Here is a 16576-nt window from a genome sequence, read left to right on the forward strand (position 1 = left end):
CGTAAAAATACTTTTTCACTTACCGATTCATTTAATTCTTATAACTGAGAAATAACGCACGGGCCACTGCCGGGGCTATGGCCGGGTCGATCGCGTGCGAGTCAGTGGCCTCATCAGGCGCGTCTGGTTCGTCAGGCACACACGTTAATCGTCGATGACGGTTACCACTCAGCCGATGGCAACACTTTGGTTTACCGCCCTGGCAATACCTCTTATCGCGGCGCCAGGAACGGGCCAGGCAGCAAGTGACCCAAACGATGCTCACGCTGAACGCCATTGCCCCGTGGCAGGCTTAGTATTCTGCTGCCAGCGCCTGAGCGCAGGCCCAGGCAGAGCTCCAGGCCCACTGGAAGTTATAGCCCCCCAGCCACCCTGTCACATCCACCACTTCACCGATAAAGTACAGGCCTGGCACCTTGGCAGCTTCCATGGTCTTAGAAGAGAGTTCTTTGGTATCCACACCGCCGAGCGTCACTTCCGCCGTGCGGTAACCTTCGGTGCCGTTGGGCTGCACGCGCCAATTCTGCAAGGTTTCGACCAGCGCAGCCTGCTGCGTCGGGTTCAGCTGTTTCAGCGTGACTTCCGGTAATTGCCCTAACGTCTACAGGCACTCCACCAGGCGCTTCGGCAAGTGCAGCGCCAAGGTGTTTTTCAGGCTTTGATTCGGGTGTGCCTGGCGTTGCTCATTGAGGAAGCCCGCCAGATCAAGCGCAGGAAGTAAGTTAACGCTTACAAACTCACCGGGTTGCCAGTAGCTGGAAAGCTGTAGCACCGCCGGCCCCGACAGACCACGGTGGGTGAAAAGCAGGCTCTCGCGGAAGCTGACGCCGTTTTCGGCAGTGATCACCGCCGGCACAGAGACGCCAGACAGGGTTTGCAGATGTTCCAGCAGCGGTTTATGCAACGTGAACGGCACCAGCGCGGCGCGTGTCGGCAGCACTTTCAGGCCAAACTGCTCCGCCAGCTTATAGCCAAACGGCGTCGCACCCAGTCCCGGCATCGACAGACCGCCGCTGGCCACCACAAGTGAGCGAGTACTTACTTTCTCACCATTCAGCGCCAGTTCAAACCCTTCTTCCGTTTTTTCCACCGCCAGCACTTCGCTGCGCAGGCGCGTCGTCACCTGGCCCAGTTCACACTCTTTAACCAACAGTTCGACCACCTGCTGCGCCGAGTCGTCGCAGAACAGCTGCCCAAGCGTTTTCTCGTGGTAGGCAATGCCGTGGCGGTTAATCAGATCGATAAAATCCCACTGGGTGTAGCGCGCCAGTGCAGATTTACAAAAATGCGGGTTATTCGACAGGTAGGCAGCCGGTTCGGTGTACATATTGGTAAAGTTACAGCGTCCGCCGCCGGACATCAGGATTTTTCGGCCCGGTTTTTTGCCGTTGTCGAGCAGCAGTACCCGGCGACCGAGTTGCCCTGCCTGCGCCGCGCAAAACATGCCCGCTGCGCCCGCACCTATCACCACGACATCAAACTGTTCCACCTGCGCCTCTCTATAAAAACCACAATCGCGACAAAAGGCCGCCATATTACGCCGAATCGCCGCCGGTAACCGGCAACTTTACGGCGGCAGATTGTAAAGCCATGGCGCCGACAACGCCATAGTAAGAAAATATTACAGCGGGCCAGGCAGCATAACGCGCTGATATTTCATATCTTTGTCATAGCAACGCCATCATTTCGTCATATCCAAATCAAAAAAACGTCATATTTTCCTTTTCCCCGGCCCCGGTTGTCACTGATAATGCGCGGCGTTCATGTCCACAAACTGGCGTAACGCTTATGCTGCATTTGTTCGCTGGCCTGGATTTCCATACCGGCCTGATGTTAATTCTCGCATTGTTGTTCGTGTTGTTTTATGAAGCCATTAATGGTTTTCATGATACGGCCAATGCGGTTGCTACAGTAATTTATACCCGTGCCATGCGCTCGCAACTTGCGGTCGTGATGGCTGGTTTGTTCAACTTTCTTGGCGTGATGCTCGGTGGTTTGAGTGTTGCTTACGCCATTGTTCACCTGTTGCCAACAGATCTGTTGTTGAACGTCAGTTCAGCACACGGATTAGCCATGGTCTTTTCCATGCTGCTGGCGGCTATCATCTGGAACCTCGGCACCTGGTATTTCGGTCTGCCGGCCTCCAGTTCTCATACGCTGATTGGCGCAATTATTGGTGTGGGTTTAACCAACGCACTGATGACCCACACTTCGGTGGTGGATGCGCTTAACGTCCCGAAAATGATTGGTATTTTCCTGTCATTGCTCATCTCGCCGCTGGTTGGCATGATGGTCGCCGGGTTGATGGTGTTTGCCTTGCGCCGCTATTGGAGTGGCACCAAGAAACGCCAGCGTATCCACATGACCCCTGCGGAACGTGAAAAGGTCGACGGCAAACGCAAGCCGCCGTTCTGGACCCGTATCGCTCTGATCCTGTCTGCTATTGGCGTTAGCTTCTCGCACGGTGCCAACGACGGCCAGAAAGGTATCGGCTTGATTATGCTGGTGCTGATCGGCGTTGCGCCGGCCGGCTTCGTGCTCAATATGAATGCAACCGGTTATGACATCACCCGTACGCGTGATGCCGTGGCCCACCTGCAGCAATATTATGAGCAGCACAGCGATGCCCTGTCGCACGTGGTCGCACTCACTCCGTTGGTGCCAAGCCCGGATGAAGACGTATCGTCGGATAAACCCGTCGAGTTCCACTGTGACAGTGCCCGCGCCATGCCGGCAATTCAGCTTGCCTCCGGGTTGCTGAACAATCTGCAAAGTTACGATCAACTGTCGGTAGATCAGCGCAGCCACCTGCGCCGCCTGCTGATGTGCGTAACAGATACTGCAGACAAGATTGCCAAGCTGCCGGAAACCTCGAGCCAGGACCAACGTTTCCTGAAAAACCTGCGTCAGGATCTGCTGCAAACCGTTGAGTATGCACCGATCTGGATTATCGTCGCGGTTGCTCTGGCGTTGTCACTCGGTACCATGGTCGGCTGGCAGCGTGTAGCCACCACCATTGGCGAAAAAATCGGTAAGAAGGGCATGACCTACGCTCAGGGCGTGTCGGCTCAGATGACCGCAGCCTTGTCGATTGGTGTCGCCAGCTATACCGGCATGCCGGTTTCCACCACCCACGTGCTTTCTTCGGCAGTAGCCGGGACCATGATCGTGGACGGCGGCGGCGTACAAAGCAAAACCGTGAAGAATATCCTGTTGGCCTGGTTGTTAACCCTGCCGATTTCGATTCTGCTTTCCGGTTCGCTGTACTGGTTGGCGCTTAAGGTGATCTAAGCAGTTTGCTCCATATGAAAGGCGGCCCTGGTGGCCGCCTTTTCTTTATCTGTTGCAGGGCAAACAGGCCGGGCTTAATACCAAATCATCAATGCGAGCAGGCTGATAACCACCAGGCCGCACAGGGCGGAAGTCAGCATAAACTGCCCGCGCACCCGTTCGCAGCGGCGGATAAACTCCGGATCGTGATGCTCGATATAGCGCTGCGAGAAGATATAGCGTACCAGCCGTATCTGCTTGCTCGGTTGGCCGTGGGCGGTAAAGAAGCCACCTCCGTCAACATACTGGTACAGCAGCGGGTCACAGCCGCGCAAAACCACCAACAGCGCGCGCAGAGAAGAGTAATACCGCACCATGTTTAACACACACACCACACACAGAGCCCAAAACAGCGCGACGGTACTGATCATGATTGCCTCCTCAAGGCGTTGTAATCCACGGCGCTCCGCCGGGTCCAACTGCCCTACCTCTATACCCATTACTGCTGGAGCCTACCGCTCCGATCCCCTTGGCACCGCACAGGCCGCGCATAACCCACCGCCACTGAAAGCAAACCCTCGCCACGCAGAGACTCAACGCAGGGTTTCACTCAGTGGAGTAATGATAAGGCCCATATTCATTATTGTAGGTTAATGAAACGCAAACTGGCCTGAGCAGTAGATAAAATTTACCGCAACCCACCGATTTGTCAGCTACCCATTAGTTATATCTGATTACCGCGCAGAGTAACCCGCCTGGCCTTTTCTCCTGTCCGATGGGGTATTTGGGGCTATACTCTGTTTAAGAATGCTTATATTTCAAGCGGTCAACACGCCAATAGCACCACGAGCGATAGGATTTTCCGGCTGGCGGGTGTAAAACTGACCGGGTTGAAATAAAGAGATTTTTTGATGCGATGCAGTGTGATCGCCTCAACATATCATTGCGTTAACTGAATGATAAAATGAAACCTGAAGCGCCAGGCTGGTACGCTGAATGCCTGCTAACCTTTTAATCGGCATTATATGGAAGGAGTATTCTCATGGCTTACAAACACATTCTGATCGCGGTAGACCTGTCCCCGGAAAGTAAAATCCTGGTGGAGAAAGCCGTATCTATGGCGCGTCCGTACAACGCCAAAGTTTCCCTGATCCACGTAGATGTTAACTATTCCGACCTGTATACCGGCCTGATCGACGTTAATCTCGGCGATATGCAAAAACGTATCTCGGAAGAAACCCACCATGCCCTGACCGAGCTGTCACAAAATGCCGGCTATCCGATTACCGAAACCCTGAGTGGCAGCGGCGATTTGGCGCAGGTGCTGGTTGACGCGATCAAGAAATACGACATGGACCTGGTTCTGTGTGGCCACCATCAGGATTTCTGGAGCAAGTTGATGTCCTCCGCGCGTCAACTGATCAACACCGTGCACATCGACATGCTGATCGTGCCACTGCGCGATGAAGACGAAAAAGCTGAAGACTAAGTAAGTACCTACCAACCAAATACCCCAACGCCCGCTGCTGCGGGCGTTTTTCATTCTGCCGCCATTATTAATCGCTTGATAATCAACCGCCCTCCGGTGATATAGTCGCTAAAGACACAACATCATTCCCCGCGCTTTACCTAAACCTATAGCTATAAAAATGGTGGGGGAAATTCAATGCTACAAGGAGTTATCCATGGAGTCGGTAGAATCATTTTTGTCCTCACTACAGCAGCATAATCCTCATCAACCTGAATTCTTGCAGGCGGTAAGAGAAGTTTTCTCCTCGCTGTGGCCGTTTATCGAGCGTAACCCGCGCTACCGTGAATACGCCCTGCTGGAACGCCTGGTGGAACCTGAGCGTACCATCCAATTCCGCGTCAGTTGGGTGGACGATCGCGGCCAGGTGCAGGTCAACCGCGCCTGGCGCGTGCAATTCAACTCCGCGATTGGGCCTTATAAAGGCGGCATGCGTTTTCATCCGTCGGTCAATTTGTCGATTCTTAAATTCCTCGGCTTCGAGCAGACCTTCAAGAATGCGCTGACTACGCTGCCGATGGGCGGCGGCAAAGGCGGTTCGGACTTTGATCCAAAAGGTAAAAGCCAGGCGGAGATCATGCGTTTCTGCCAGTCGCTGATGACCGAGCTGTACCGCCATCTGGGGCCAGACACCGACGTGCCCGCCGGGGATATCGGCGTCGGCGGCCGTGAGGTCGGCTTTATGAGCGGCATGATGAAGAAGCTGTCCAACAACACCGCCTGCGTGTTTACCGGCAAGGGCCTGTCATTCGGCGGCAGTCTGATCCGCCCCGAAGCCACCGGCTATGGCCTGGTGTACTTCACCGATGCCATGCTGCAACGTCACGGGTTGGGTTTTGAAGGCATGCGGGTGGCGGTTTCCGGGTCCGGCAACGTGGCGCAGTACACCATTGAGAAGGCGCTGGAACTCGATGCGCGGGTGATCACCGTCTCTGACTCCGGCGGTACGCTGGTCGATGAGGCCGGTTTCACTACCGAGAAACTGGCCCATTTGGCAGAGATCAAGAACCAGCGTTATGGCCGGGTAGAAGACTATGCTCGTGAACGCGGCCTGACCTATCTGGCTGGCCAGCAGCCCTGGAACGTCCCGGTAGATATCGCTCTGCCGTGCGCCACCCAAAACGAGTTGGATCTGGAAGCTGCACACACGCTGATCCGCAACGGAGTCAAAGCCGTGGCCGAGGGCGCCAATATGCCAACCACCATTCAGGCGACCGATGCGTTCCTGGATGCCAGCGTGCTGTTCGCGCCGGGCAAAGCCGCCAACGCCGGTGGGGTGGCCACCTCCGGGCTGGAGATGGCGCAGAATGCCGCGCGCATCGGCTGGCGAGCAGAAAAAGTGGATGTACGTTTACAACATATCATGGCGGATATTCATCAAGCCTGCGTGGAATACGGCGGTGAAGGCAAGCAAACTCACTACGTACAGGGTGCCAATATCGCTGGATTCGTCAAGGTTGCCGACGCCATGCTGGCACAGGGCGTGCTGTAACCTCCACATAAGGTGATTTTGTTCACACATCGATCAAATACTTCCATGCCGGCGCTCAAGCCGGCATTTTTCCCTCAAGGATCCGTGTACCCCCAATCAAATATGTTTAATTTATGTAAAATAATATGATTAATATTGTTAATTAACTGGTGTTTTTAGGTGGTAAAATTACCACCAATAAATTATTAAACATTTAATTAACATTAAAACCGTCATAATTTTACCTTAACGTGCATATCTCACAGTTTTCCTATTCGGGTTACGTCCCCTCTTCCTTTCCTTTGTAATCTGCTCAGGTGGAAAAACAACCACCCCTACAGATAAAAAAGGTACAGCGAAATGAAATTTAACCTCGCATTATTAAATGCATGTGTGGTTTCTGCGTGCATGTTATCGACAACACCTGCCTTGGCTGCTGAAAAGTACGAGATTGCCGTGGTCGCTAAAGTGACCGGCATTCCCTGGTTCAACCGTATGGAAGTCGGCGTCAACGACGCGGCGAAAAAGCTCGACGTTAATGCCTATCAGACCGGGCCTGCAACCCCAGACCCGGCAGCACAGGTCAAAGTGATTGAAGACCTGATCGCCAAGAACGTTAACGCCATCATCGTGGTGCCGAACGACGCCAAGGTGTTGGAGCCAGTGCTGAAGAAGGCACGTGAGAAAGGCATTGTGGTGCTGACCCATGAATCGCCGGACCAGCAGATTGGCCAGTGGGATATCGAAACCATCGACAGCGAGAAGTATGCGCAGGCCAACGTCGATGAACTGGCAAAAGACATGGGCGGCAAAGGCGGCTACGCCATTTACGTCGGCTCGCTGACCGTGCCGTTGCACAACGCCTGGGCGGATTCCGCCATCAAGTATCAGAAAGCCAAATATCCGGACATGTTCGAAGTGACTTCGCGCCTGCCGGTGGCGGAAAGCATCGATAAATCCTACGCCACCACGCTGGATTTGATGAAAACCTACCCGCAGATGAAAGGCATTATCGGTTTTGGCTCCCTCGGCCCGATTGGTGCCGGTCAGGCGGTCGCCAAGAAACGCGCCAAAGACAAAATTGCCGTGGTGGGTATCGCCATGCCGGCGCAGGCCGCCCCTTACCTGATGCGCGGCGACATCAAGAAGGCGCTGCTGTGGGATCCGAAAGACGCCGGCTACGCGCTGGTGACGGTGGCCGATCAACTGTTGCAGGGTAAGGAAGTGACCAAAGACTTGTCGATTGAAGGTTTGGGTAAAGCCGACGTCGATATGGATAAGAAAGTGATTCGGTTTAATAAAATTCTTGAAGTGACCAAAGATAATGCCAAATCACTGGGCTTCTAGCCTTCAGTAATATTGCACCACACCGGGAAAATCATTAAATAACGTCGGCGCGCAGCCTACCGCGCCCGACGATAATAAGAACCTGCATAGGTTCAGACGACTGACAAAGTCCATTATTCGGGAGAGCGTGCCGAAGGGGTCGTAGCGGCTTGCCCGCCGGAGCGCCCCTCGGTGCGCTAGGCCCGGGTATCTCGGGCTCAAAGACCACTTTGTCATCAACCTCAACCTGCATAGGTTAATGCCATGACCACATCCACCGCATTTATCAGCCTGGAAAACATCAGTAAAAAGTTTCCGGGCGTGCTGGCACTGGACCAGATCAACCTGACGCTGAATATTGGCGAAGTGCACTGCCTGGCCGGACAAAATGGCTGTGGCAAAAGCACCATAATTAAAATTATTTCCGGCGTTTATCAGCCGGAAAAAGGCGCCAATATTTCGCTGGAAGGCAAACTCTTTCATTCACTGACGCCGCAGCTATCCGGTTATTACGGCATTCAGGTGATTTATCAGGATCTGTCGTTATTCCCCAATCTGACGGTGGCGGAAAATATTGCCATTCACCGCTACCTGCCCGGCGGTCATTTCTGGGTACGCAAACGGGTGATGCGCCAGACGGCGCTGGATGCCATGGCGCGCGTCGGCGTGCATATCGATCCCGACAAGAAAGTTGAAAAGCTGTCGATTGCCGATCGCCAACTGGTGGCGATTTGCCGCGCCATCGCTGCCGAAGCACGGCTGGTGATTATGGATGAACCTACCGCCTCGCTGACGCGTCAGGAGGTCGACGGCCTGCTGCGGGTAGTTAACGAACTGAAAGCAGCCGGCATCTGCGTGGTGTTTGTCAGCCACCGGCTGGACGAAGTGATGGAAGTCGCCGACCGTATCAGCGTGATGCGCGACGGCAAACTGGTCGGTACTTACCCGGCCAGTGAACTCGATAGCCATGAGCTGGCGTTCCTGATGACCGGCCAACGCTTCCACTACAGCCAGTTACCCCCACGACCCGCAGCTGAGAGTGCGCCACTGCTCGAAGTGCGTAATCTCAACCGACGCGGGAAATATCAGAATATCAATCTGTCGCTGCACGGCGGCGAGATCGTCTCGATCGTCGGCTTGCTGGGCGCAGGCCGCACCGAGCTGTGCCTCAGCCTGTTCGGCATGACCCGCCCAGACAGCGGTGAAATCAGGATCGACGGCCGGCCGGTGCGGCTGCATAACAACCGTGAAGCGGTGCGCCAGGGCATCGGCTATGTGTCGGAAGATCGTCTGACGCAGGGGCTGATCATGGAGCAGTCGATCTACGACAACACCATCGTCACGGTGTTTGATCAACTGCATACCCCGCTCGGGCTATTGGATCATGCTAAAGCCGGCGAGCTGGTGAACCGATTGATCCGCGATCTGAACATTAAGGTTTCCGACAGCGCGCTACCGGTCAAAACCCTGTCCGGCGGCAACGCCCAGCGCATCGCTATCGCCAAGTGGGTGGCCACGCAGCCGAAGATCCTGATCCTCGACTCGCCGACCGTCGGGGTAGATATCGCCAACAAAGAGGGGATCTACCAGATCGCCAAAGATCTGGCGGCGCTCGGCATGGCGGTGTTGATGATCTGCGACGAGATCCCGGAAGCCTATTACAACAGCCATCGGGTATTGGTGATGCGCAAGGGCGAACTGACCGCCGAGTTTTCACCGCACCAGAGTACCGAACAACAGATCGCCGAGGTGGTGAATGGATAAGTCATTACTGGCCCGCCTGGCCGGGCGGCACGAATTTTACCTTGGCCTGCTGGTGTTGCTGCTGGCCATCGGCCTGAGCGTTGGCACCAGCGAGTTTCTGACGCTGGGCAACCTGACCGATGTGGCCACCAGCTATGCCATTCTCGGCATTCTCGCCTGCGGCCTGTTCGTAGTGCTGATTGCCGGTGGCATCGACATTTCGTTCCCGGCGATCACCGCTATCGCCCAGTACGTGATGGCCAGCTGGGTGATCCAGCACGGCGGCGGTTTCCCGCTGGCGTTTGTTCTGGCGATAGGCGTCGGCCTGCTGCTCGGGCTGGTGAACGGTTTTCTGGTCTACTGGCTGAAGGTACCGGCCATCATCATCACCATCGCCACGCTGAACCTGTTCTACGGCCTGCTGGTGTACGCCACCAACGGCACCTGGCTGTACGGTTTTCCCGATTGGTTTATGGACGGCATCAGCTGGTTCTCGTTCCAGGGTGCCGACGGCTATGACTACGGCCTGACACTGCCGCTATTGTGCCTGCTGGCGGTGATTATCGTCACCGGCGTACTGATGAACTTCACCCGTCTTGGCCGCCAGATTTTCGCCATGGGCGGCAACCGCGATGCGGCATCGCGCCTGGGGTTGAACCTGCTGCGACTGCACTTCTACGTTTACGGCTACATGGGCATTCTGGCGGGCATTGCCGCCGTGGTGCAGGCCCAGATCACCCAGTCGGTAGCGCCCAACTCCCTGCTCGGCTTCGAACTGACGGTGCTGGCGGCGGTAGTACTGGGTGGCACCAGCATGACCGGCGGCCGCGGCTCGCTGACCGGGACGCTGCTGGGCGTGGTGCTGCTGGCCTTCCTGCAAAACGGTCTTACGCTGCTTAGCGTATCGGCCTATTGGCACCAGGTGTTCAGCGGCGCGATCATTTTGATCAGCATCAGCAGCACCGCCTGGAATGAAAAACGCAAGCTGGCCAAGGAGCTATGACATGACCCAGTTAACCCGTCTGATCCCAAACGATCGGATCATCCGCCTGCAGAGCGCGATCATTATCGTCGTGGCGCTGCTGTTCGCCGGGCTGCTTGGATCGCGCTTCTTCAGCCTGGGTAATTTCCAGTCGATCGCCTCACAGTTACCGATCCTCGGCATGCTGGCACTCGGCATGGGCATTACCATGCTTACCGGCGGCATCAACCTGTCGATTATCGCCGGGGCCAACGCCTGCTCGCTGGTGATGGCGGCAATTATCGTCAGTCACCCGGATCAACCGCTGTTTCTGGCGCTGGCGCTGCTGGCCGGGTTGCTGGTCGCCGTCGCCATTGGCGCGCTTAACGGCGTGCTGGTCGCCTGGGTCGGCGTTTCGCCGATCCTCGCCTCACTCGGCACCATGACGCTGATCACCGGCCTGAACATTCTGTTGTCCAACGGCGCGGTGATCTCCGGCTTCCCGGCGGCGATTCAGTATCTCGGCAACGGCAACCTGCTTGGCATTCCGGTAGCGCTGCTGCTGTTCCTGCTGGTCGCGGTGGGCCTGTGGCTGTTGCTGGAGCACACCACGCTGGGGCGCAGCCTGTATTTAATCGGCTCCAACGAGCAGGCTACCCGTTTCAGCGGGGTGAACACCGCCCGGGTGCAAATCGCGGTGTATGTGCTGTCCGCGCTGCTCGGCTGGGGTGCGGCGTTGCTGATGATGGCCAAGTTCAACTCGGCCAAGGCCGGCTACGGCGAATCCTATTTGCTGGTGACCATTCTGGCCTCCGTGCTGGGTGGGATTAACCCGGACGGCGGGTTTGGCCGGGTACTTGGCCTGGTGCTGGCACTGATTGTGCTGCAAATGCTGGAAAGCGGTCTCAACCTGTTGGGCGTCAGCAGCTATCTGACCATGGCCCTGTGGGGTGCGGTGTTGATCTTGTTTATCGCGTTACAGAATCGAAAAGCCTAGGAGAAAAATAATGGCGAGCTATTTTATTGGCGTAGATGTAGGCACCGGAAGTGCGCGCGCTGGGGTATTCGATCTCAACGGCCATATGGTCGGGCAGGCCAGCCGCGCTATCGACCTGTATCGGCCAAAGGCTGACTTTGTTGAACAGTCCTCGGACAATATCTGGCAGGCGGTGTGCAACGCGGTGCGCGATGCGGTCAATCAGGCCGATATCAACCCGATTCAGGTCAAGGGGCTGGGTTTCGACGCCACCTGCTCGCTGGTGGTGCTGGACAAAGAGGGGAAGCCGCTGACCATCAGCCCTTCCGGCCGTACCGAACAGAACATTATCGTATGGATGGATCACCGGGCAATCACCCAGGCCGAGCGGATTAACGCCACCAAACACCGGGTGCTGGATTTCGTCGGCGGCATCATCTCGCCGGAAATGCAGACCCCCAAAATGCTGTGGCTGAAGCAGCATATGCCGACCACCTGGGCCAACGCCGGTTACCTGTTTGATCTGCCGGACTTCCTCACCTGGCGCGCCACGCAGGACGCCACCCGTTCGCTGTGTTCGACGGTGTGCAAATGGACTTATCTCGGCCATGAACAGCGCTGGGACAAAAGCTATTTCAAACAGATTGGGCTGGAAGACGTGCTGGAACACGATGCCGCCAAAATTGGCAGCGATGTCAAAATGATGGGTGAACCGCTGGGCCACGGCCTGACCCAGCGCGCCGCCAGTGAGATGGGGTTGATTGCCGGCACCGCGGTCAGCGTCTCGATCATTGATGCCCACGCCGGTACTCTCGGCACGCTGGGTGCTACCGGGGCTTCCGGTGAAGTGGCAGACTTTAATCGCCGCGTCGCACTGATCGGCGGCACCTCGACCGGTCATATGGCGATGTCGCGTACCGCACGCTTTATCCCCGGCGTGTGGGGACCCTATTACTCGGCCATTCTGCCGGAATACTGGCTGAATGAAGGCGGCCAGTCCGCCACCGGCGCGCTGATTGATCACATCATCCAGTCACATCCTTGCTATCAGGAGCTGTTGGCGCAGGCAAAAACCCAGGGGCAGACCATTTATGAGGTGCTGAACGCCCTGCTGCGCCGGATGGCGGGCGAGCCGGAAGATATTGCCTACCTGACCAAAGACATTCATATGCTGCCGTATTTTCACGGCAACCGCTCGCCGCGTGCCAATCCGACGCTAACCGGCACCCTGACCGGACTGAAGCTGTCACGCACCCCGGAAGACATGGCGCTGCACTATCTGGCCACCATCCAGGCCATCGCGCTCGGTACCCGCCATATTATCGAAACCATGAACCAAAGCGGTTACAGCATCGATACCATCATGGCCAGCGGCGGCGGCACCAAGAACCCGATTTTCGTGCAGGAACATGCCAATGCCACCGGCTGTGCCATGCTGTTGCCGGAAGAGAGCGAGGCGATGCTGTTGGGCGGCGCGATGATGGGCACCGTGGCAGCCGGGGTATTCGACAGCCTGCCGGAAGCGATGAGTGCCATGAGCCGTATCGGTAAAACCGTGACGCCGCAGACCAACAAGATCAAACGCTATTACGATCGTAAATACCGGGTGTTCCATGAGCTGTATAACGACCATATGAAATACCGCCAACTGATGCAGGAGGACGCCTGATGCAGCAGGAATGGCAACGGGCAACGCAGGCCTGGGCAATCTACAGCCGAGAGCTGGCCCAATTGGGGCAACGCATCGACCCACAGACCTGGCAACGGCTGCTGACCCTGCTGGCGGAGTGCCGGGGTAAAATTGTGGTCACCGGCGTTGGTACTTCCGGCATCGCCGCACGCAAAATTGCCCATATGCTGGCCTGTGTGGAGCGACCGGCTATTTACCTGAATGCCACCGACGCGGCGCACGGCGATTTGGGCTTTCTGCGCGGCGATGATCTGATGATTTTGATTTCGCGCGGCGGCAATTCCGACGAGTTGACCCGGCTGCTGCCGACGCTGCAGGCCAAGGGTGTGCCGTTGATTGGCGTGACGGAGAATCCGGACTCGGCGATAGCCCAGGCAGCACAGCTGGTGATCCGCACCGGGGTAGAAAATGAGATAGATCCGCTGAATATGCTGGCAACTACCTCTATCGTGCTGGTGTTGGCGATTTTCGACGCGGCCTGTGCCTGCCTGATGGAGCGCAGTGGCTACAACAAGGAAACGCTGCTGGCGGTACACCCGGGCGGTGATGTCGGTAAGCGTTTACTGCAGGGGCATTAACGTTAGTCGGTGTAGTAAGGGCTCAGCATACACATGCCGAGCCCGTAATCATTCTCAGGCCTTGTTAATCGCCTCAATAATCACCAACTGGTCACTCAAACGCTTTTTCACCAGCGGATCGCTGGCGGCAGTTAACTGCGCCTGCAGCGCGGCCTGTTGCTGCTGACGTGCCTTCGGCTCGCTGAACAGCAACCCTTTCACGTTGAATGACGCCACGTTGCCGTAACGCCCATCTTCGCTGGTGGGCACGCTGATTTTGCCGTCGTTCAGCAGTTTTTCGACGATTTTGCGCTCACGATCATAACCTTCCAGCCCGACCAACTGCCAACGCTGCACCGCCTGCCCCTGATACTGGCCTTTTTTCACCTCGGTCAGGTAACGAATGGTCAGATTGCGGATGGTACCGGCCTCTTCACCGTATTCCACCTTACTGTCAGACAGCACCGGGAACTGCATGCCTTCCAGCGCACCGCCTTTTTGCGTCAGGTGCCCCATACGGTAGCTGTTCATCCCCAGACGAATTGGCGTGCTGTCGGTCACCGGCGTGCCGTCGGCCATCTGCAGGTCACGGATGCGCTGCCCGGCCGGTTGGCGCAGGTCGATTTTGTAGGTCACGCCATCGAAGAAATCATTGGTCGAGTATTTCGATGCGCGGCGCTGCGGGTTAAAGCTGTAGGTCACGTCGCCGTCATGCAGCTGATTGAAGTAGCCCGCCGACCATTCCATGTACTTCTTCAGTTCTTTGCCACTGAGCTGATAAACGGTGATTTCACCACCGGCATATTGGTAGTTGAAGGCAATGTCCTTGGCGGTGATGGTACCGACGTTCAGTTTCGGCCGGTCGTTATCAATCTGCAACGCGATCACCTGCGCCTGCGGCGCATAGTAATGCCCGGCTTCCTGATACAGCTTGCTGATGCCGGTATCCTGTACGTGTACCTGCGGAATGCCCTTCACCGCATCCGGCGGCACCAGATCCTGGCCGCTGAGCTGGGCAATCGGCCGATTGGCATTGGCCCGCAGGATCTTGTGGTACGGCTGATAAATCTCTTCGAGTTTTTTATCCGAGGCGATGCCTTTGATTGGGTAGGTGTAACTGTCTTTGTTGATCAGCACGTACTTGCCGTTGTGCTGCTCAAACTGCAGATCGATGCGTGACAGCGCGCGGCCATATTTGTCCGGTTCGGTGACAATCACGCCGTTAATCACTTCTTTATCGACTTTTACGTGCATATGCCCGGCGACGATCGCCGCCAGTTCCGGGTTAGCCCTGGCAATATCACCCACGCCGGTGCCCGGCCGCTGGTTCTCGTTGTCGATCCCCATGTGTGCCACCAGCACGATGGCGTCCACTTGCCCCTGGATCTGCTGGACAGCCTGCTTCACCGCCTGGACCGGATCGGTAAAGTTCAGCCCTTTCACCCGATCGGTACCTTTGGCAAATTCCGCGGTCATCGGCGTATCCATGCCGATAATGCCGATTTTCACCCCCTGGCGCTCGATGATTTTATACGCCGGCAGGTAGGGCTTGCCGCTGTCCCACAGAATATTACCGGCCAGTGCCGTGCCTTTGAATTGATTGAGTGAAGTGGAAAGCGGTTTGAGGCCGAAATCGAATTCGTGATTGCCCATCACCCAGACGTCATAGTCCAGCGCGTTAAAACCGAGGATCATCGGGCTGGTTTTGTCGTTCTTAAAGGTCTCGACAAAGTTGCCCTGAATGGTGTCACCGGCATCGACCAGGATCACGTTCGGCTGCTGGGCGCGCACCTGATGCACCTGAGTGGCAATTTGGCTCAGGCTGCCGGCCAGATTGGCGGTGTCGGTAGAATAATCCCAGGGCACAAAGGTGCCGTGCAGATCGGAAGTGCCAAGAATGGTGATATTGACAGGTTCAGAGGCCATCGCAGAGGTACCCAGGCAAAGCAAAACGGCAAGGAGTGTCTTTTTCATTATTTATTTAATTATAGGAAGGGAAACGAAAAGGAATCATGCGATCTGGAACACAAGCTTGCCAGTATCTTTGCAAGGTAAAAAATAAAATTGGGAGGTGGATCAATGAATACCTCCCTATTTAACTCTCTATGCCCTAAATAATTGGCGTTGTATCAAGGCGGCAAGTTTGTAAGTCCCCAGGAGCTTACTCAAGTAAGTGACTGGGGCGCACAACAAATCTGTCGGGAACAGATTTGAACAACGTTTGCGTTGGCCCCGTTAAGGGGCGAGGCCCATGGACGGGCCGAGTAATGCAGCCAACACAGATACAGCGTCAAGTATGAAGGGGATAGGGCATGTAGATATCGAAACGGTGACTTTTTGTCGTCGAGGCCGCATGCGCCTGTACGTTAGCCAACGGCGGCGCATAATCCGGGCGTTTCACCACCACGCGCTTGGTTGCCAGGCGACGTGCCGGTTCCAGCAGGCCATCAGCGTCATCGTCGCTGCCCACCAGCGACTGGAACACCCGCATCTCCTTTTTCACCAACGCACTTTTCTGCTTGTGCGGGTACATCGGATCGAGATACACCACCTCCGGCCGGGGTTCAATATCCCCCAACGCCGTCAGGCTGGAGGCATGCAACAGCGTCATGCGTTCGCGCAACCATGGGCCGATCTCCGCGTCCTGATAGCCGCGTTGCAGGCCGTCATCCAGCAATGCCGCCACCACCGGATTACGCTCCAACATCCGCACCCGGCAGCCCAGAGAGGCCAGTACAAAGGCATCGCGCCCCAGACCGGCAGTAGCATCCACCACGTCAGGCCGGTAACTGCCCTTGATGCCGACCGCCTTCGCCACCGCTTCACCGCGCCCGCCGCCAAATTTGCGCCGATGGGCCATAGTACCGGAGACGAAATCGACGTAGATCGCCCCGAGTTTGGGTTCGTCACGCTTGCGCAGCTCCAGCCGTTCGGGCGTCAAGACCAGCGCCATCAGCGCCTCGTCGTCCGACGTTAACTGCCAGCGCTGCGCCAGAATAGACAAGGCGCCGGGATCGGCGCCTTCTTCACACAATAAACACACGCTCACCGGTG

At 56.4% G+C, this 16576-nt stretch carries 12 protein-coding genes and 1 pseudogene; 9 read left to right on the forward strand and 4 right to left on the reverse strand.

The window, feature by feature from the left end; all coding sequences use genetic code 11:
• Positions 1–292 precede the first annotated feature (292 nt).
• A pseudogene (locus OCH02_RS18825) lies at positions 293–1489 on the reverse strand (NAD(P)/FAD-dependent oxidoreductase).
• A 299-nt stretch (positions 1490–1788) separates the two neighbouring features.
• On the opposite strand from OCH02_RS18825, the gene pitA reads away from it, so the two are divergent.
• Complete coding sequence (gene pitA, locus OCH02_RS18830) at positions 1789–3291, forward strand: inorganic phosphate transporter PitA (RefSeq protein ID WP_261432501.1); 1503 nt, start codon at positions 1789–1791, stop codon at positions 3289–3291.
• Positions 3292–3365: 74 nt separating this feature from the next.
• Here pitA and uspB read toward each other — a convergent pair whose 3' ends face one another.
• The gene (uspB, locus tag OCH02_RS18835) at positions 3366–3701 is read right to left on the reverse strand and encodes a universal stress protein UspB (protein ID WP_026142575.1); all 336 of its coding nucleotides are present in this window, start codon (positions 3699–3701) and stop codon (positions 3366–3368) included.
• A 611-nt stretch (positions 3702–4312) separates the two neighbouring features.
• Between uspB and uspA the strand changes: the two genes are divergently transcribed.
• From uspA to OCH02_RS18875, 8 genes are all read left to right on the forward strand, one after another.
• Positions 4313–4759, forward strand: a complete 447-nt coding sequence (uspA, locus tag OCH02_RS18840) for a universal stress protein UspA (protein ID WP_012147365.1) — start codon at positions 4313–4315, stop codon at positions 4757–4759.
• A gap of 196 nt (positions 4760–4955) precedes the next feature.
• A complete protein-coding gene (gene gdhA / locus OCH02_RS18845; protein ID WP_261432502.1) occupies positions 4956–6290 on the forward strand; it encodes an NADP-specific glutamate dehydrogenase in 1335 nt (444 codons plus the stop codon).
• A gap of 339 nt (positions 6291–6629) precedes the next feature.
• On the forward strand, positions 6630–7616 hold the full coding sequence (locus OCH02_RS18850; protein ID WP_261112551.1) for an autoinducer 2 ABC transporter substrate-binding protein: 987 nt from the start codon (positions 6630–6632) through the stop codon (positions 7614–7616).
• Between the two features lie 243 nt (positions 7617–7859).
• Entirely contained in the window at positions 7860–9359 is a 1500-nt protein-coding gene (locus tag OCH02_RS18855; RefSeq protein ID WP_261432503.1) for a sugar ABC transporter ATP-binding protein, read from the forward strand.
• Entirely contained in the window at positions 9352–10341 is a 990-nt protein-coding gene (locus OCH02_RS18860) for an ABC transporter permease (protein ID WP_261432505.1), read from the forward strand. Before OCH02_RS18855 ends, OCH02_RS18860 begins: the two co-directional genes overlap by 8 nt.
• A gap of 1 nt (position 10342) precedes the next feature.
• Positions 10343–11296 (forward strand): ABC transporter permease, encoded by a 954-nt coding sequence (locus OCH02_RS18865; protein WP_261432506.1) that lies wholly within the window; start codon positions 10343–10345, stop codon positions 11294–11296.
• A 10-nt stretch (positions 11297–11306) separates the two neighbouring features.
• Positions 11307–12944, forward strand: coding sequence for an FGGY-family carbohydrate kinase (locus tag OCH02_RS18870; protein ID WP_012147371.1), 1638 nt, complete (start codon positions 11307–11309; stop codon positions 12942–12944).
• Positions 12944–13543: an SIS domain-containing protein gene (locus tag OCH02_RS18875; protein ID WP_261432508.1), complete on the forward strand. Its 600-nt coding sequence runs from the start codon at positions 12944–12946 to the stop codon at positions 13541–13543. The genes OCH02_RS18870 and OCH02_RS18875 overlap by 1 nt, the downstream gene beginning before the upstream one ends.
• 54 nt (positions 13544–13597) lie before the next feature.
• Here the strand turns inward: OCH02_RS18875 and OCH02_RS18880 are convergent, their stop codons facing one another.
• Both OCH02_RS18880 and rsmJ read right to left on the reverse strand, forming a co-directional pair.
• Complete coding sequence (locus OCH02_RS18880) at positions 13598–15496, reverse strand: bifunctional metallophosphatase/5'-nucleotidase (protein ID WP_261432509.1); 1899 nt, start codon at positions 15494–15496, stop codon at positions 13598–13600.
• 316 nt (positions 15497–15812) lie between these two features.
• Entirely contained in the window at positions 15813–16571 is a 759-nt protein-coding gene (rsmJ, locus tag OCH02_RS18885) for a 16S rRNA (guanine(1516)-N(2))-methyltransferase RsmJ (protein WP_261432510.1), read from the reverse strand.
• Positions 16572–16576 lie beyond the last annotated feature (5 nt).

Source organism: Serratia quinivorans (assembly GCF_946227985.1).
GTDB lineage: Bacteria > Pseudomonadota > Gammaproteobacteria > Enterobacterales > Enterobacteriaceae > Serratia > Serratia quinivorans_A.